Raw genomic sequence first — 17,107 nt, 5'->3', positions numbered from 1 at the left:
CGTATCAGGCCGAACGCATATTCCGGCCGGAGATTTCCGACCTGTCCCCAGGTGACGGAAGTTGCCCCCGGAGCCGGTTCAATTGGCTTTGTTCGGCGCGCATTTGATCGAACGGCGAACGCATTTCAGGCGCTTCGCGCAGCGCCTTCGGCGTCAGGAACCGACGCTCTCGGAGCCGCTCTCGGGGGCCGTCCGCCCGGTGCCCGCGCCGGTGCGGACCACCTCGTCCTCGATCTCCTCCGCGGCGTCCGCCCGGGGCTGCTCGTCGCCGCCGGGGATGTGTTCCGCCGAGTACGCCCGCAGGTACGCCACGACCGTGTTCGACACGGCCACCAGCGGAACGGCCACCACCGCACCGCCGATCCCCGCCACCATGCCGCCGGCGGCGACCGACAGGACCACCGCGAGCGGATGGACCCGCACCGCGCGCCCGAGGATGAACGGCTGGAGGATGTGGCCCTCGATCTGCTGGACCGCGAGCACCACGGCGAGCGTCATCACGGCCGTGAACACGCCCTGGGTGACCAGCGCGACGACCACCGCCAGCGCGCCGGAGGCCACCGCGCCGACGAGCGGGATGAAGGAGAACAGGAAGATGAAGACGGCCAGCGGCACGGCCATGGGCACGTCGAGGAAGTAGATGCCCAGGCCGATGAAGATGGCGTCGATCAGTGCGACGAGCACCGTGCCGCGCACGTACGCGGTCAGGGTGCGCCAGGCCCGCGGACCCGCGCCCGCGATGGCCGGACGGGCCGCCGCGGGCACGAGCTTCAGCGTCCACTCCCAGATGCGCCGGCCGTCGTAGAGCAGGAAGAGGGTGGAGAAGAACGTCAGCAGGATGCCGGTCAGCGCCTCGACCACGACCTGCACGCCCTCCAGGCCCGCGGAGGTGATCTGGTCGGTGTTCGCGCCGACCGCGTCGCGCAGGTTCTTGGCGATCTGGTTGATCTGCTTGTCGGTGACGTGGAAGGGGCTCCTCAGCAGCCAGTTGCGCAGATCGTCGATGCCGCTCTGGATCTGGTTGGAGAGATTGTCGATGTTCTCCATGACCTGCCAGGTCACGAACCATCCGATCAGGCCCATGACGACGAAGCCGAGGATCGCCGTCAGCGCGGTGGCGGGGCCGCGCGGGACGCCGTGCCGCTTCAGCCGGGCCACGGTCGGCTGGAGCAGCGCCGTGATGAGCAGGGCGACGACGAACGCGAGGACGACGAGTTGCACGGCGCTGATGACGCGCATCAGCACCCAGACCGTGCCGGCGAGCACCAGCAGCCGCCAGCCGGCCTCCGCCGCGACCCGCACGCCCCACGGCACGGCCTGCGCGGGCTCGGGCCGGGCCGGGCGGGCGGGGCGCGGGGCCGGCACCTCGGCCGCGCGGTCCGGGACCGGGACCGGCTTCGTCCCGTTCTCGCTCACGGGAGACGGCGTGCCGTCCGCGGCGGACTCCCGTTCGACCTCGGCGCGGCGTTCGTCCAAACGCTCACTCACCTCGGTCAGCCCGGCGCCGATCCGGCCGAGCCACCCTGGCACTCGCGACATGATCCGTCCTCTTCCCCCGTCTGTCCCCACCACTCCCCCCGGAGTCGTTGCGTCCGACCGTACAGGGCGAAAGCCCCTCCCCTATGACGGGGAGGGGCTGCGCAAGGTTGAGAGACGGGGCCGAGGGCCTCGGCGGCTCAGTACCAGCTGTTGGCCTGCCAGAAGGACCAGGCCTCGCACGGGCTGCCGTACCGGCTGTTCATGTAGTTCAGGCCCCACTTGATCTGCGTGGCCGGGTTCGTCTGCCAGTCGGAGCCGGCGGAGGAGTACTTCGAGGCGGGCAGCGCCTGGAAGAGGCCGTAGGCGCCGGAGCCGGCGTTGACCGCGTGGTAGTTCCAGCTGGACTCGTGGTCCACGATGTTGCTGAAGCACTGGAACTGGCCGCTCGGCACCATCTGCCGGGCCATCGCCTGGATCTGGCTGACGGAGTACGAGCTCTGGACGGGGAAGTCGGCCGAGGTGGCCTTGCTGCGACTGGCAGCGGCCTTCGCCGCGGCGCGCTCCTTGGCCTCCTTGGCAGCCTTCTCCGCCGCTTCCTTCTTGGCGATGGCGGTGTCGGCGGCGGCCTTGCGGGCCGCCTCCTCGGCGTCCTTCTTGGCGCTGGCGTCGGCCTGGATCGCCTGGGCGTCGGCCTGCTGCGTCAGGGAGGCGGTCTGCACCTGGGCCTGCTGGCCCGTGGGTATGTCCGCCAGGAGCGTCGCGTCGGATGCCGTCGCTTCGGCGTCGTTGGGCTGGGCAGTGCTGCCCGAGGCGACTCCGACAACGCTTCCGACGGCGGTGACCGCGGTGGCCGAGGCCACTGCGAATCCCCGGACCGAAATCCGGCTCACTCGGTTTCCTTCCAGCATCGCCCGCTTCGGTGACCCTGGCGGACGCAATCGTGCCCCTTGACGCTGGCCTCCCCACTGCTTGGTCACGGGAGGCACGGGCCCGGTGGGCAACTCCCGCTGGAGGAGCGCCGCGTGGTGCTCGGGCGGCATACGACGACGCTGTGGAGTTATCCGTGATGCTTCTGTGGTGCCGTACCGCTGGGGGTACAGGTGTGTCGTATGCGGGGCCTGACAGGAGTGAGACTCTGCCGTAACCGGACGCCGGGTGGCAATTCTGAGTTGCGTGTGAAAGCTCACATCCCGTTTGACCCCAGGGATTTTGAGAAAAGGCGCCACGCGAAGGCGCCGCCCGGCTAGGCTCGCAGCCTTTGCTGGACGGCGCCAACTGACGCGTAACCGGCCCCAATTGGGCCGACGTCGGTGAGACCGGTCAGATCTGCCCGTCTTCGAGCATTTCGGTCACAAGGGCCGCGATCTGGGACCTCTCGGACCGCGTCAGCGTGACATGCGCGAAGAGCGGATGCCCCTTCAACTTCTCGACGACGGCGACCACTCCGTCGTAGCGACCGACGCGCAGATTGTCCCGCTGTGCCACGTCATGGGTGAGAACCACCCGCGAATTCGCCCCGATCCGGGACAGAACGGTCAGCAGCACATTCCGTTCCAGCGACTGCGCCTCGTCCACGATCACGAACGCGTCGTGCAGCGAGCGCCCGCGGATGTGGGTGAGCGGCAGGACCTCGAGCATGCCGCGCGCGGTGACCTCCTCGATGACCTCGCGGCTGGTGACCGCGGACAGCGTGTCGAAGACCGCCTGCGCCCAGGGGCTCATCTTCTCGGCCTCGGAGCCCGGCAGATAGCCGAGCTCCTGCCCGCCGACCGCGTACAGCGGGCGGAAGACCATCACCTTCTGGTGCTGGCGCCGCTCCAGCACGGCCTCGAGACCCGCGCACAGCGCGAGCGCCGACTTGCCGGTGCCGGCCCGGCCGCCCATGGACACGATCCCGACGTCCGGGTCGAGGAGCAGATCGAGGGCGATCCGCTGCTCCGCGCTGCGGCCCTTGATGCCGAAGGCCTCCCGGTCGCCGCGCACCAGGCGGATGCCGCCCTCGGGCGTGACCCGGCCGAGCGCCTTGCCGCGCTCCGACTGGATCGTCAGACCCGTGTGCACGGGGAGGTCGGACACGTCGGGCACATGGACATGCCCCTCCTCGAAGAGGATGTCCACCTGCTCGCCGGGCAGGGTCACTTCGGACATTCCGGTCCAGCCGGAGGCGTCCGTGATGGCCAGTTCCGCGCGGTACTCCTCGGCGAGGAGGCCGACGGACGAGGCCTTGATCCGCAGCGGCAGGTCCTTCGAGACGACGGTGACGTCGAATCCCTCGGCCTGCAGATTGCGGGCGACCGCGAGGATGCGGGAGTCGTTGTCCCCCAGGCGGTAGCCGCTCGGCAGCACGCTGGGGTCCGAGTGATTGAGCTCGACACGGACGGTCCCGCCCAGATCACCGATGGGGATGGGGGCGTCGAGGCGGCCATGCTTCACCCGGAACTCGTCGAGCAGGCGCAGGGCCTGCCGGGCGAAGTAGCCGAGTTCGGGATGGTGCCGCTTCGCCTCCAGCTCCGTGACCACGACGATGGGGAGCACGACCTCGTGCTCGTCGAAGCGGCTCAGGGCGTTCGGGTCGGCCAGCAGGACGCTGGTGTCGAGAACATAGGTGCGCCGGTCTGGCTTGTGGCGCTTTGTGCTGGTCACCACGGAAGGACGTACCCCCTCGGATGAGGTCGGGGAGCGACGGAGTGGAGCTGGGCCGGTCGACGGCCGCGATGCACGGGCCGGAAACCGGCCCTCCGCCTCTTCGTCCGTGCTGTGACCGCACGATCGGGCTGGTGCAAAGGGCCTCCCGGGCGGACGGCCCCGTGCCGTCCGCTGAGATCCGACACCCGTGGTTCGGGTGTCGACCTGCTTGGCTTATGCCCTCGAACAAGCGTCACCATGCCGACATGTGTGGCGGCGCGCTGGTGAACTCCTTGTTACTTCCGCCCCAAACGGGGTACTCGCGGCGCTTGCTCAGCCGCCGATGCCAGTCGTGGCAAGGCCTGTGTCAGCCGCCGTAACGCCGGTGTCGCGCCCCGTAGTCGCGCAGCGCGCGCAGGAAGTCGACCTTGCGGAAGGCCGGCCAGAAGACCTCACAGAAGTAGTACTCGGAGTGCGCCGTCTGCCACAGCATGAATCCGGACAGGCGCTGCTCGCCGCTCGTACGGATCACCAGGTCGGGGTCGGGCTGGGCCCGGGTGTAGAGGTGGCGCCCGATCATGTCGACGTCGACGGCCTCGGCGAGGTCGTCCATCGAGGTGCCCTTGTCCTTGGCGTCGAGGAGCATGGAGCGCACCGCGTCGGCGATCTCCTGCCGCCCGCCGTACCCGATCGCGACGTTGACCAGTATCCCGCCGACGTGGGCGGTGGTCTCCTCCGCCTCCTTGAGCGTGGTCTGCATCTGCGCGGGCAGCAGGTCGGGGTTGCCGACGTGGTGCACGCGCCAGCGGCCGTCCGCCGCGAGGGTCTTCACGACGTCCTCGATGATCCCGAGCAGCGGGCCGAGCTCGTCCTGCGGACGGTCGAAGTTGTCCGTCGACAGCAGCCAGAGGGTGACGACCTCGACGTCCGTCTCGCTGCACCAGCCGAGGAACTCCTCGATCTTCTCGGCGCCCGCCCGGTGACCGTGCACGGTGGTGGAACCCGAGGCCTTCGCCCAGCGGCGGTTGCCGTCCATGATGACGCCGATGTGCTTGGGCACCTGAGCGTGGTCCAGGTGGCCCTCCACCCGGCGCGCGTACAGCCTGACGAGCAGGCCGCGCAGCTTGTCGCGCAGGTTCACGTCTTTGTCAGCCCCTCCGTACCGATACGGTCCCCGCGGCTCGCAGCCTACCCCTGCGGGGCATGGGCGTGGGATGTGGGTGCGAGGGGCGGGGAGTTGGGCGCCCCGGGCGAACGGGGGCGGGTCCGCCGGCGGGCGCGGGTCCCCACGGGGCTCGCCGCGCCGCTCCCCGCGCCCCCGGGACACAGAAACGGGCCGGTCCGTGGGGGGGAGACGGACCGGCCCGAGGGGGGGTTTCCACCATAACCCTTCGTAAGGGCCGATGGGTGCATCGGCGTGCCACAACTACTCTCCGGAATCGAACGGCGACGCGCCGGTGGTCGTCGCCCGGGCGTCTTGTGGCTGGTTCACGGCCGGATGACGGCCGACGCGCAGTTCGGTCGGCGGGCGTGAGGCTGTCCCCCGGCCGGGTGAACCGGGCCGGGGATCCGGACTTGACGCGGGGCAGGGCACCGCGCAGCCCCCTCCGCTGCGCGGTGCCACACGCGCAGCTTTGCTCACGCGAATTACCCGCCCTTGAACTTACGTGACGCTTGACGCAGAGGCGAGCCAACCTTGATAACAATGTGAAAACCCGGTCAGACCTGTGAATGTGCGAGTGCGACCCGTCCTTGATGCCGCACATGTCCGGTACGGCAGGAGTGATGAAGGCCGGGTATGGAGGACAGGAACTGACCTCCATACCGCCTACGGCGCGCACGCGGAGGTGCCGTCCGGGGCGGGGCCGTTCGCACCGGACGTGCGGCTCACCGAGGAGCAGGCGCGGCAGATCGCACGCACCGGCTCCTGGGCCGGTGACCGCGTGCTGCCCGCCGCCCGACGAGGCGGTGCGCGCGCTCGTGTGCCGGTACCTGCTCGCGTACGGTGCGGCCGGACCCCTGGACTTCGCCGAGTGGCCGACGGCGCCGGGCGGGGCTTTCGCGACGCGCCCTAGAGGTGGTGCGGTTTGCGGGCCTCGACGAGGTGGCGGGTGCTGTGCGCGACGAAGGAGCCCTCGGTCCCGATCCGGTCGTGCAGGGTGCGGAGCCGGTCCTCGTACGCCTCGACCGTGAAGTCCGGGACCATCCAGATCACCTTGCGCAGGAAGTGGACCACGGCGGCGATGTCGTGGAACTCGATGCGCAGCCGTTCGGCGCGCAGGGTGACGATCTCCAGGCCGGCGGCCTCGGCGCCGGCGCGTTCGCGGTCGGGGTGGCGGGCGGTGCCGTGCTCGGCCGGGAGCGGGCCGAGGAAGTGGTCGACGAGTTCGAACACGCTTTTGGGGCCCACGTGCTGGGCGAAGTACGTGCCGCCGGGCTCCAGGACGCGGGCGATCTCCGGCCAGTGCGGGGTGACCGGGTGGCGGCTGGAGACCAGGTCGAAGGAGCCGTCCGCGAAGGGGAGCGCCGCGTCCTCGGGCGCGGCGACGACCACGGTGCCGCGGGGGCGGAGCAGGGCGGTGGCCTTGGCGATGTTCGGCGGCCACCCCTCGGTCGCGGCGGTGAGCACCGGAACCTTGGCGGCCCGGCCGAGCGAGAGGTCCAGGACCTCTCCGCCGCCCGTCTGGACGTCCAGCGCGGCGGTGGCCCCGGCGAGCCGGCCGGCCAGGGAGATGGCGTACCCCCACGAGGGGCGCTGTTCCGTGGCCCGGCCCGCGAACCAGGAGAAGTCCCAGCCCTCGGTGGGCACGGCGGCGCCCTCGGCCACGAGGTCGTCGAAGCTGCGGTTGTGATGCTGGGGCATGAGGTGACCGGTCCTGACGGAGAACGGAGAACGGAGAACGGAGAACGGAGTACGGGGCGGACGGCCGGGCGGCGGGCCGGTCAGGGAACGAGGGGTCTGACCTCCTGCGCCACGAAGCGCACGAAGCCCTCGGGGTCGGGCTCCTCACCCGTCGGCTGCAGGATCACCCGGTCGGCGCCGGCCTCGGCGAGGCGCCGCACGGCCTTGGCTACGGTGCCGGCGTCGCCGGCGGCCCCGAGGCCGGCGGCGGGGTCGAGTCCTTCGCCGGCCTGTTCGGCGTGGAGCCGGGCGACGGCGCCGGGTCCGGTGGTGGCGAGGAGGTAGACGACGACCTCGTGCGGATCGGCGGTCCGCCCGGCCGACTCCCGTCCCTCGTCGATGAGCCGCCGGGCCCGGCGCACGCCGTCCACCGTGGTGGCGGCCGTGAGGACGGTGCCGTCCGCCGCCTCGCCCGACAGGCGCAGCGAACGCGGCCCGGTGGCCCCGGCGAAGACGGGCACCGGAGCGGGCGGCGGCCAGTCGAGGCCGACGTCGTCGAGGCGGACGTAGCGTCCGCTCGTGGTCAGGCGCTCGCCGCTCAGCAGCGTGCGCAGGGCGAGGAGGTGTTCCCGCAGCAGGGTCAGCGGGGACTCGGCGCGCGCCCCGACCTGCCCCATCCATGCCTGTACGCCATGTCCGACACCGACGATCGCGCGCCCGGGGAACATCCGGTGCAGGGTGGCGGTCTCCATGGCGGTCACGGCGACGTTCCGCAGCGGCACGGGCAGCAGGCCGACGCCGATCCGCACCCGCTCGGTCCACGCGAGAGCGGCCGCGGCGGCCGAGATCCCGCCCTCCAGGAAGCAGTCCTCCCACAGCCAGAGTTCTTCGAGCCCGGCCTCGTCGGCGGCGCGGGCGACGGCGCGCAGCCGCTCGGGGGGCAGCTGGGGGCGGAACACGGCACCGAGTCCAGTCATGCGCTCTTTCCTACCCGCGCCGAAACGGGCCGGACAACTGCTTTACGCGGCGCCGGCGTTCGGCACGTCATCCGCAGACGTGGCCGCTGCCTGCGGGCGGGCGGTGCGGGCGGTCAGCGCACCGCGAGCGCTCCCAGCAGCAGCCCCGTGAACGCCCCGCCCGTCATGAACGGCCCCAGCGGGATCGCCGACTTGCGGTGCGCCCGGCGCAGCACGACCATCCCGAGGCCATACACCGCGCCGTAGAGCAGACCCGTGAAGGCGCCCGTCAGGAGGATCCCCCAGCCGTACCAGCCGAGGGCCGCGCCCAGCCCGAGGGCCAGCTTCACGTCGCCGAAGCCCATGCCGGAGGGGTTGACGAGGAAGAGGAGGAGATAGGCGCCGCCCAGGGCCAGGCCGCCGAGCAGCGACGTGGACCAGGAGCCGGCGGCGGCCGGCAGGAGCGCGGCGGCGCCGAGCAGGACGGCGGTGGCGGCGGCCAGCGGCAGGGTCAGGACGTCGGGGAGGCGGTGGACCCGGTGGTCGACGAGCGTCAGCAGGACCGCCACGGGAGTGAGCAGGACCCAGACCGCCGTCTCCGGGTGCGGGCCGCCCGCCGCGGCCAGGGCGGCGCAGCCGAGCGCGGTCGCGGTGGAGACGGTGGGCGTGCGCGGACCGTACGTCCCGCACGGACCGGCCCGCTCCACGGCCGCGCAGTCGGCCCGGCCCACCCAGCCGCCGTACGCCCCCGTGATGGGGTGGCCGGCGGGGCAGCTCGCGCTCCAGGGCTCACCCGCGTCGACCGAGAGACGGTGCGCCGCGCGGGGCAGTGCGAGGCCCGCCCCCGCTCCCCACAGAGCGGCCACGACGATCAGGAGTACGCCCACGGCGGGACCCTATGGCGGCGGGTCGGGTTCGGCATGGGCCCGTGGGCCCATGCCGGGCCCAGTGGTGTGCGGATACGTTCGGTTCTCGCGGTTCTCCGGTGCACGGGGTTCCGCCGAGCACCGGCGGCGACAACGGGAGGGGGCCTCGGCATGGGGCGGCGTTGGCAGGACGGACAGGGCACGCTGGTGGTACGGGGGGACGGTGAACCCGGCGGGCGGAAGGTGCCGCTGGAGATCGCCACGTCCTACCGGGCCCGTACGAAGGGGCTGCTGGGCCGGGATGCGGTCGACGGAGCGATCCTGCTCTCCCCCGCCAACAGCATCCACACCTTCCGCATGCGCCTCCCCATCGACGTCGCCTATCTCGACCGCGACCTCACCGTCATCGCCGTACGCACGATGAAACCCTGGCGGCTCGGACTGCCGCGGCCCCGCTCCCGGCACGTGCTGGAGGCGGAGGCCGGGGCGATGGCGGGGTGGGGGCTGCGGGCCGGGACGCGGGTGGAGGTGACGGGCGGGGCCTGAGCCGGGGCCTGGCGGGCGGGACTTCCGAAACGACCGCAGGCGCGCCCCGGGCGCGCTCTAGGTGTTCATCTCCCAGCGCCGCATGTCCTCCGCGTTGCCGATCCTGATGCCAAAGGTCCAGGTCGGGTCCAGGAACAGCCAGTGGCGGGACTCGAGTTCGAGGGCCAGGCACTTGACGATGCCCTTGTCGGGATCGGACCCGCCGTCCGTGTACGGGCGCACGGTGGTGCAGCGCAGCCGCGTCCAGCCGTCCCCGAAGAGCTGCTCTCCCCAGGAGGCGTGGGCCACCTCGTCGTCCGTCTCCTCCGCCACGGCCTCGAAGAACTCGACCCCGCCGAGCGAGACGTCCGGCACGAGCCGCACCGCCAACTGGTCGTACTGCCCGACCGATTCCAGCCGCAGCACTCCTTCGTCGAGCACCACGTGCACCACGAGCGGCTGCGGCCGGAACACGGGGACGGGCACCTCGTCCCGGTCGATCAGACCGGGGACGAGGACGTCGGTCACGTGGCGGTGCCGCAGGACGTCCTCGATGTGGTTCCACGGGGTCACTGGCTGCTCCTGTCCTTCGGCCGCGCTCGTTCCGGCCCCGGTTCCGATGGGACCACGGGTCACTCGGCCTTCCTGGTGATCTCGATCGAGGTGTCCAGACCCTCGCCGGACTTCAGCGCGGTCCAGAACTCGCCGTTCTCGCGCAGCACGATGGTCACGCCGTTGCCACGGTAGACGAGGCCCTCCGGCTCGCCCTTCTTCAGCGTGCCCTTGCCGACCAGCTTGAACGTACCGTTCTTGATGTTGGCCTCGATGTCCTGCAGGAACCGCGGTCCGTCCTCCTTGAGCTTCTTGTACTTCGTGCCGAGCGCGTCCTCGACCAGCTTCTTGTGGCGCAGGAAGTGGTCCTTGAACTTCTTCGGGTCGCCCTGCCGGACGGTCGGCTTCCTGGCCGCCTCGACCTCTTCCTTGGTCATCCGTCCGGCCGCGCCGTCGGCCTCGTCGGCCTGCTTGCGGGCCTCCTCGGCCTCCTTCTTGGCGTCCTCGTCGCAGCCGTCCTCGGCGAGGACGACGTACGGGGAGCCGCCGGCGGCCAGGACCGTGGTGCCGGTGCCGGAGGAACCGGCGAAGGTGTCCTCGGCGGCCGGGGCCGTGCCGTCGTAGGGGATGCGGCGGCTCGGTGCGGAGATGGTGCAGCCGGACTGCCTGGCCTTCTTCTCCGCCTCCTCCGCGGCGTCGTCGGCCTCCTTGGCCGCCTTCTCCGCGCCGGCCACGTCACCCGCCCTGGCGGCCTTCTTGGCGTCCTCCGCCGCCTTGCCGGCCTTCTCCGCGAGCTTGCCCAGCTTGCCGAGTCTGCCGAGGACGCCGACCTTCTCGACGACCTTGCCGGCGTCGTAGCCGGGGATGAAGAGCGAGCCGATGTTCCATACGACGGTGGTGACCGCGCGGGTCTTGTTGCCGCTGTTCCACTGGTCGGCGACGTCCTTGCCGATGAACATGTCGTAGAGGACCGTGCCGCCCGTCTTCAGCGACGCCCCGCCCCAGTCGGTGAGGGCGCCGAGGTAGTCGCCCTTGGACCACTTGTCGGCGGCGCCCTTGGAGTTCTCCACCCAGTCGTGGCCGAGCTGCTTGCCGTAGTCCCCGAGGCCGCTGAGCGTGTCGAGGGGGTGCCGGAACATGTCGTAGATCCCGGTCACGTCGCCCCAGACGCCGTCCACGAAGAGTCCCTGGCCGACCTGCTTGAGCTGGTTGCCGGCGCAGCCGAAGAAGGCGCCGAAGCCGGAGAAGCAGCCGTCGTCCTTCTTGCCGTCGTCCTTCTTGCCGTCGCTTTTGCCGTCCTGCTTGCCGTCCTGCTTGCCTGCGGGGTTGTCGGCGGGCTTCTGGGCTCCGGGGGCGTCGGCCTTCCGGCCGTCGGCCGTGCCGTTCCTGTTCCCCGCGGTGACGTCCGTGCCGCCGCCCGACGGGGCCGGGCAGGCCAGACCGGTGACCTTGCAGACCTGGGCCTGGATGCCACCGGAGATCTGCGTGCCGACTCCGCTGACCAGCAGGGCCGTGACGATCGCGGCGACGATGGCGACAAGACCGGCGTACTCGATCGCGGTCTGCCCCTCGTCCCGGCGCCAGCGGATCATACGGGCGAGGGAGAAGGGGCGGCGCTCGGCGCGGTCCAGTACGGGAACGCCGTACCAGCCACGGCTCTCCGGGCGCAGCAGGAAGCACAGGACGAGGACCGGCAGGACGAGCTGCGTCCCACCGCGGGCCGACCCCGCGACGAGGTTGGCCGCGCCGCTCAGGATCAGCCACGCCTGTACGGCGATCAGACCACGCCATACCGCGGCCCCGCCCTCCCAGCTGCGCCGGGCCAGCCACCAGCCCAGGGTGCCGGGGAGCGCCCCGTAGACGAGAAGCGCGAGGACGCCGCCGCCGAGGGCGCCGGCCGACGTCGCCGTGCACAGCAGACCGAGGCCGCCGACGACCGTCAGGCCGAACAGGACGTGGACGAGGACCAGCGCGGACGCGAGCGGCGTGGGCATGGGCCGACGCCTGCCGTGCCCTGCCGGCCACCCGGCCCCGGACTCCGGCACTCCCCCGATCGACGCCATGACCGCCCCCTCGACTGGCTACTCGGCCGAGGTTAGGAAGAGGCGCTCTGCCCGAGATGGGCCCGTGGACCCAAATCCACGCCCAAAGGACCGCAGGGGTCGGGAAGTCCGTCGGCGGGGCCGGTCACGGCCGCGAGGAGGCGGCGCGAGGCCCGCCCCGCTGCCCCGGGACGGGCCTCGCGCATGCTCTGTTCCCTCAGCTTTCCGTGCGCGGGAACGTGACCTCCACCCGCCGGTTCTTCTTGCGGCCCGCCTCCGTGGAGTTGTCGGCGATGGGGTACTGCTCGCCGTAGCCGCGGACCTCGAAGATGATGTCCGGGTCGTTGAGCTGCTGGTCCAGCACGTCCTGGACGGCGTTGGCGCGTTGCCTGGACAGGACGTCGCCGTGGGCCGAGGAGCCGAGGTTGTCGGTGAAGCCGAAGACGCGGACCTTGGTCGCCTTCTGGTTCTTGATCTCGTCGGCGATCGTTGCGATGCGGGCCTTCGCCTCCCCGCTCAGCTTCGCGCTGTCCTTGCTGAAGAGGACCTCGGCCTGGAGGGCGAACGTGACGTCGGAGTTGGTGTCCTCACGACGCTCGTCGCCGCTCTGGTCCTCCACGACGGACTTGATGTCCAGGACTTTCGGGGCGGCGAGGGTGGCCCCGTCCGGGAGCTTCAGGTCGGGGTCGTTGGGGTCCACTTCGACGGGTGCGGAGGCACTTGCCTCAGTACCGGGTGGAACGCTCGGGCTCGTGTCGGCGTGGGCCACGGCGGCACCGAAGAGATGGGCGGCGACCATGACCGAGGCGGCGGTCAGGGTCAGCGCGAGGCGAGGCGTCGCCACTCGAGTCGGGGTGAAGGTCATGGTCGGCCTCACCCGGAGATGGGAAGGGTGGTGGTGGCGAAGCCGGGGAGCTGGAAGTCGACATCGGACGTACTCGTCGGCGGTGACGGGAACTGCATGAACACCGGAATGGACTCGCCGGCCTTCAGCGTGGGCAGTCCCGTCGTGGTGAGGGGACGGCCGTCGGTGTCACGGAGCACGTAATAGCGCTTCTTGCCCTTCGAATCCACGAGTGTCGCGCCACCGAGCGAGCTGCCGTTCCTGATGATCTCGGTCTCGTTGCCGCTGAGGTTGGACGGAATCACGGCACTGTCGGCGCCGTCGTTCTTGATGGTGCCGTTCACCGTGACGAATCCGCCGGAGTCCCGCTTGGCCGAAGTGATCTGGAGGAGCAGGCTGTTGGGCCCCTTCAGCTCGGCCAGCGGTGCGTCCGACTGCCCCTCCTGAGCGCTCGCGTGGGATCCGCCGTCCCGGGAGGCGGAGGCCGATGCGTCCGGCTTCTTGTCGTCGCCGCCACTACCGCAGCCGGCCACACCGAGGGCCAGACCGGCCGCAACGGTCAACGCGACCATCCCCCTGCGGGCCTTCGTAGTGAACCGAATGCTCATGCCTCTGCTTCCTTCGTCACTAGTCGTTCGCTGTCAGTCGGCCAGATGGACGTCGAAGAGGTCTTCGGGTCCGGGGAGATCAGTGAGGTGCTTCGGGTCCAGGTCCCAGATCCTGCCGTCCTTGCAGGAGAGCCGCGGGAGCACGTCGTGACCGGCATCCGCCGCCGGGGGATCGAAGGTGCAGAGCGGCTCGATCACGGCGGTGGCATGCGCATGGGCGTGGTGGTTCTCCGTGCCCGGGACGATGGATTGCCCGACGGGCTTGTCGGCTCTCACGTAGACCGTGTAGCTCAAAGGCACCGTCGTCGTGGGGCAGGCGCCGATCACAGTCGCATCGTTCCGCGACGCGAGCTGCCTCGCGCGTCCGCAGCCGTCGAACACCGCTCCGTCGCCGTCGAAGATGCCCTGCCACTTGGTCGGGTCGAGTACGTTCTGCGCCCACAACCCGGCAAGGCCGTCCCTGGTTTCCTGAGCTGCCGCGAGTGCCGCCGCGTCGGCGGCCGTCTGGGCACCGTTCCGGTTCACCGCGGCCTGGCCGACCGCGAAGTAGGCGAACGCAAGAAAGAGCAGGCCCCCCACCACCGTGATGTAGATGGGGAAGGCCTGCCCTGCATCGCCGTACCGGCGAGATCGCATCAAGGAGCGACCTTGGCGATCTGCGCCTTGATCTTGTCCAGGATCGTCTGACCGAGGTCCGTACCGGTGATCGCCAGAACGATCGCCACGACCACCGCGATGATGCCCAGGTACTCGACCGCGGTCTGGCCCTTGTCGCCGGCGCGGCGCTGCACCGCCTCGACCGTCGTGTTCTTCCAGCCGTTCACACGGACCTTGGTCGCGACGGCGGTCTTCAGCATCAGGTCGCTCATGGTGTTCCCCTCCGGGTCCGGCCGGCCGACGACCGGCCGACTCCTGCGTCTGTGCGCCGTTCGCGTAACCGGCTTCCTCCTTGCCGGTGCCGCTTTCGACACCAGAAACGTACGGCGGAACACCCCGCCCGGCGGAGGGTCCCAGGGCCCAATCGAGGGCCCAATCCGAGGCCCAGCCGCCTAACTGGGAGCGCGTCTGCGCAGGCAGGGTCCGCAGACCCAGGTCGCCGCTCCCCCGCCACTTCACCCCGGCTCACCTCAACCCTCGGCCCGAACCGGGGGCCGTGCCGAGCCACTTGGCGGCGGCCTCCGAGCGGCTGGTGCTGTGGAGCTTGGCGAAGATGCGGTTGATGTGGTTCTTGACCGTCTTCTCGCTGATGAAGCAGGTGGCGGCGATCTGCTGATTGTTCATGCCGGACGCGATGTGGTCCATGATCTCCGCCTCCCTCGTGCTCAGTTGGAACCGTGACCTGTCCGGAGCGGCCGGGCGGCCACCCGACCATCCAGACGACGACTGTCCCACATCCGGTTGCATGTGCGAAAGGTTTTCCACAGAAGCACCTGGAGCAGATGGCCTGCGCCTGTCAAAATCGCCTGGTGGTAAGGGTAGTTCGCGGTGAGGATAAGAACCTCGCGACGACGCATTCTCGTATGCAGTCGCATTTACCTGGCCCAGCCCTTCGGGGAGGGTCACGCCCTCGGCGGGGCCCTGGCCCTGGCGTAGTTGTGCCAGCAGCGCTCCCGCCGCCGTCGGGGTGAAGTGAGCCCGGCCTTCCTTGATGTCCCGTACCGCCGCGACCAGTTGATCGGCCGTGAACTCGCCGTGCACCAGGTAGCCGCCGGCGCCCCGGCGCAGGGCCTCCTGGACGATTTCCGACTCCCTGCTGTACGTGAGCATCACGACCGGGGCGATGCGCACGAGGTAGGGAAGTGCCGAGATGCCGTCCACGCCCGGCATGCGGACGTCCAGGAGGACGACGTCGGGGCGGTGCCGGAGGGCGGCTTCGTAGGCCTGGCGGCCGTCCGCCGCCTCCGCCGCGACCGTGATGTCGGAGCGGCCGGAGAGCAGAGCGGTGAGGCCCGCGCGGACCACCGGGTTGTCGTCCGCCACCACGACCTTGAGCGGTGCTGGTGGGGGGAACGCGTCGAACGGGCTCTCGGGCGGCGGCTCCTGGGAGCCGGGACGGGGACTCGTCGGGTCCGGCATGGGGAGGTGGCCTCCTCTCGTCTGAAAGGGCTCGTGGGGGGGACGGATACGGCGTGCTCATGCGGGTGAGGGCGACGGCGCCGCCGTCAGGGCCGCGAGCGGGAGTTCCAGGCGGACCTCCGTGCCCTTGGGGTGTCCGCCGCGGCCGATACGGATGCGGGCGCCCACGGAGGCAGCACGCTCGACCATGCCGACCAGGCCGAAGTGGCCCGCGCGGCGCAGCTGTTCGAGGGTGGTGCCGGAGGGCAGGCCGCGGCCGTCGTCGTACACGCTGATGCGGAGCAGGTCGCCGTGGACGCCCGCGCTGACGTCGACACTGGTCGGGCCCGCGTGCCGGTGGGCGTTCTCCATGGCTTCCGTGGCGATCGTCAGGAGCTGGCGGGCCACGGCCGGTGGCACGGGCGGTACGGCGTGCTCGCCGGTGGGGCGGTACACCGCCGGGAGCCGGGTCCGGGTGCTGAAGTCCCGGGTGCGGGCGGCCAGTTCGACCAGTACGTCGGTGGCGTGCTCGGGATCCGATTCACGGCGCAGATCGGCCAGGAGTTCGCGGGACTCGGCCGCCGCCCTGCGGGCCGAGCGGGCGACCAGTTCGGCCTGCTGCTTGACGCGTTCCGCGTCCATGTGGGGGGTGCCCGCGGATCCGGCGAGGCCGTCCGCGGCGAGTGCCACGCCGTGCAGGGTCTTGGCCACCGAGTCGTGCATCTCGCGGGCCAGGCGCGCCCGTTCGGCGCCGACCGCCTCCGTGACCGCGAGGCGGGCCTGGACGGTGGTGAGAGCCTGCGTCGCGGCGCCGAAGCGGAGCATGAGATTGCGCAGCGTGGAGCCGACCGCGCCCGCGATGACGCAGAGGCCGGGCAGGAGCAGGGACTCCGCGGGGGCCGCGTGCAGGTCCTTCGTGGTCGCGTCGACCAGGAAGAGGATCAGGGACTGCAGGGAGGCGAACACCGCGGCACCGCGCCAGCCGTAGACGATGCCGGCCAGGAGCGGGGTGCAGACGCTGACGTAGGCGAGGGTGGTGTCCGGGCCCGCGGAGATGAGGAGCAGGGAGCCGAAGAGGGTGTCCACCGCGAGGAGCGTGGGGTGGCGCAGGAGGAGGGGGCCGAAACGCTCCCAGTCTCTGAACAGGACGTAGGACCCCATGAAGGTGACCACGACCGCCGCGCCCACGAGACGGGTGGCCAGGCCCGGGGAGGCGTTGAGGAGGGCGGCCGGAGCGGCGAGGGCGATCATGGCCAGGCGGAAGCCGAACACCTGGCGGCACATGGCCTGCAGGGCGTTGATCTGGATGGGGATTGCCTCAGGCGCGGGGTGCCGGGCGGGTGCCCGGCCGTCGGCCGGGTCCGCGTTCCCGCCCGCGCCGCCTGTGCCGCCCGCGTCGTCGGGTGCCGGTGGGTCCTGCGGGGGCCCGGCGCCGTCGGCGGCTGCCGGTGGCTTCCGGGTCACGGCGGCGTCGGGCGCCGGCGCGGGTCCCGCCCCCCGCGGATCCGGCTGCGCCGGCACCCCCGCCAGCCGTACCCCGGCCGGTTCCCAGCCCGGCGGCAGTGCCGGGGTCACCGACGTCACCGGGATGTCGGCGGCACCGGTGCGGACGTGGGCCGGGAGGACCGTGCCCGCCGGTGGGGTGGTGATCTCCGGGGTCTTCGGGCGCCGTCGCAGCAGACCCGTGCGCTCGCTCGTCGTCGCCATGTCCGT

Annotated in this window: 16 protein-coding genes; 1 reads left to right on the top strand and 15 read right to left on the bottom strand. The window is 71.2% G+C overall.

The window, feature by feature from the left end:
- Positions 1–153: 153 nt before the first annotated feature.
- The 7 genes from ACIRPX_RS11010 to ACIRPX_RS10980 form a co-directional block, all read right to left on the bottom strand.
- Positions 154–1,539 carry an AI-2E family transporter gene (locus ACIRPX_RS11010; protein WP_404191475.1) on the bottom strand — a complete coding sequence of 462 codons (1,386 nt, stop codon included), beginning with the start codon at positions 1,537–1,539 and terminating at the stop codon, positions 154–156.
- Between the two features lie 137 nt (positions 1,540–1,676).
- Positions 1,677–2,369 carry a transglycosylase SLT domain-containing protein gene (locus tag ACIRPX_RS11005; protein WP_384250824.1) on the bottom strand — a complete coding sequence of 231 codons (693 nt, stop codon included), beginning with the start codon at positions 2,367–2,369 and terminating at the stop codon, positions 1,677–1,679.
- A 430-nt stretch (positions 2,370–2,799) separates the two neighbouring features.
- Positions 2,800–4,125 (bottom strand): PhoH family protein, encoded by a 1,326-nt coding sequence (locus tag ACIRPX_RS11000; RefSeq protein ID WP_404191471.1) that lies wholly within the window; start codon positions 4,123–4,125, stop codon positions 2,800–2,802.
- Positions 4,126–4,471: 346 nt separating this feature from the next.
- The gene (locus ACIRPX_RS10995; RefSeq protein ID WP_404191468.1) at positions 4,472–5,245 is read right to left on the bottom strand and encodes an isoprenyl transferase; all 774 of its coding nucleotides are present in this window, start codon (positions 5,243–5,245) and stop codon (positions 4,472–4,474) included.
- A 930-nt stretch (positions 5,246–6,175) separates the two neighbouring features.
- Entirely contained in the window at positions 6,176–6,967 is a 792-nt protein-coding gene (locus tag ACIRPX_RS10990; RefSeq protein WP_404191465.1) for a class I SAM-dependent methyltransferase, read from the bottom strand.
- An 80-nt stretch (positions 6,968–7,047) separates the two neighbouring features.
- Positions 7,048–7,923 (bottom strand): LLM class flavin-dependent oxidoreductase, encoded by an 876-nt coding sequence (locus ACIRPX_RS10985; RefSeq protein ID WP_404191462.1) that lies wholly within the window; start codon positions 7,921–7,923, stop codon positions 7,048–7,050.
- Between the two features lie 113 nt (positions 7,924–8,036).
- Positions 8,037–8,789, bottom strand: a complete 753-nt coding sequence (locus ACIRPX_RS10980; protein WP_404191459.1) for a prepilin peptidase — start codon at positions 8,787–8,789, stop codon at positions 8,037–8,039.
- A 150-nt stretch (positions 8,790–8,939) separates the two neighbouring features.
- Here ACIRPX_RS10980 and ACIRPX_RS10975 point away from each other — a divergent pair, with 150 nt between their 5' ends.
- A complete protein-coding gene (locus ACIRPX_RS10975) occupies positions 8,940–9,314 on the top strand; it encodes a DUF192 domain-containing protein (protein WP_404191456.1) in 375 nt (124 codons plus the stop codon).
- 57 nt (positions 9,315–9,371) lie between these two features.
- Here ACIRPX_RS10975 and ACIRPX_RS10970 read toward each other — a convergent pair whose 3' ends face one another.
- The 8 genes from ACIRPX_RS10970 to ACIRPX_RS10935 all read right to left on the bottom strand — a co-directional run bounded on the left by ACIRPX_RS10970 (position 9,372) and on the right by ACIRPX_RS10935 (position 17,101).
- Positions 9,372–9,866, bottom strand: coding sequence for a hypothetical protein (locus tag ACIRPX_RS10970; protein ID WP_404191453.1), 495 nt, complete (start codon positions 9,864–9,866; stop codon positions 9,372–9,374).
- Positions 9,867–9,925: 59 nt separating this feature from the next.
- Complete coding sequence (locus ACIRPX_RS10965) at positions 9,926–11,839, bottom strand: Flp family type IVb pilin (protein ID WP_404191450.1); 1,914 nt, start codon at positions 11,837–11,839, stop codon at positions 9,926–9,928.
- A gap of 265 nt (positions 11,840–12,104) precedes the next feature.
- Positions 12,105–12,752, bottom strand: a complete 648-nt coding sequence (locus ACIRPX_RS10960) for an OmpA family protein (RefSeq protein ID WP_404191448.1) — start codon at positions 12,750–12,752, stop codon at positions 12,105–12,107.
- An 8-nt stretch (positions 12,753–12,760) separates the two neighbouring features.
- Positions 12,761–13,339: a hypothetical protein gene (locus tag ACIRPX_RS10955; protein WP_404191447.1), complete on the bottom strand. Its 579-nt coding sequence runs from the start codon at positions 13,337–13,339 to the stop codon at positions 12,761–12,763.
- Between the two features lie 33 nt (positions 13,340–13,372).
- Entirely contained in the window at positions 13,373–13,975 is a 603-nt protein-coding gene (locus tag ACIRPX_RS10950; protein ID WP_404192131.1) for a pilus assembly protein TadG-related protein, read from the bottom strand.
- Positions 13,975–14,208: a hypothetical protein gene (locus ACIRPX_RS10945; protein WP_404191444.1), complete on the bottom strand. Its 234-nt coding sequence runs from the start codon at positions 14,206–14,208 to the stop codon at positions 13,975–13,977. The genes ACIRPX_RS10950 and ACIRPX_RS10945 overlap by 1 nt, the downstream gene beginning before the upstream one ends.
- A 253-nt stretch (positions 14,209–14,461) precedes the next feature.
- Entirely contained in the window at positions 14,462–15,415 is a 954-nt protein-coding gene (locus ACIRPX_RS10940; RefSeq protein WP_404191441.1) for a response regulator, read from the bottom strand.
- Between the two features lie 57 nt (positions 15,416–15,472).
- On the bottom strand, positions 15,473–17,101 hold the full coding sequence (locus tag ACIRPX_RS10935; protein WP_404191438.1) for a sensor histidine kinase: 1,629 nt from the start codon (positions 17,099–17,101) through the stop codon (positions 15,473–15,475).
- Positions 17,102–17,107 lie beyond the last annotated feature (6 nt).

This window comes from Streptomyces sp. NPDC101225, from assembly GCF_044767585.1.
Lineage (GTDB): Bacteria > Actinomycetota > Actinomycetes > Streptomycetales > Streptomycetaceae > Streptomyces.
This window is presented reverse-complemented; position numbering and strand designations above follow the sequence as displayed.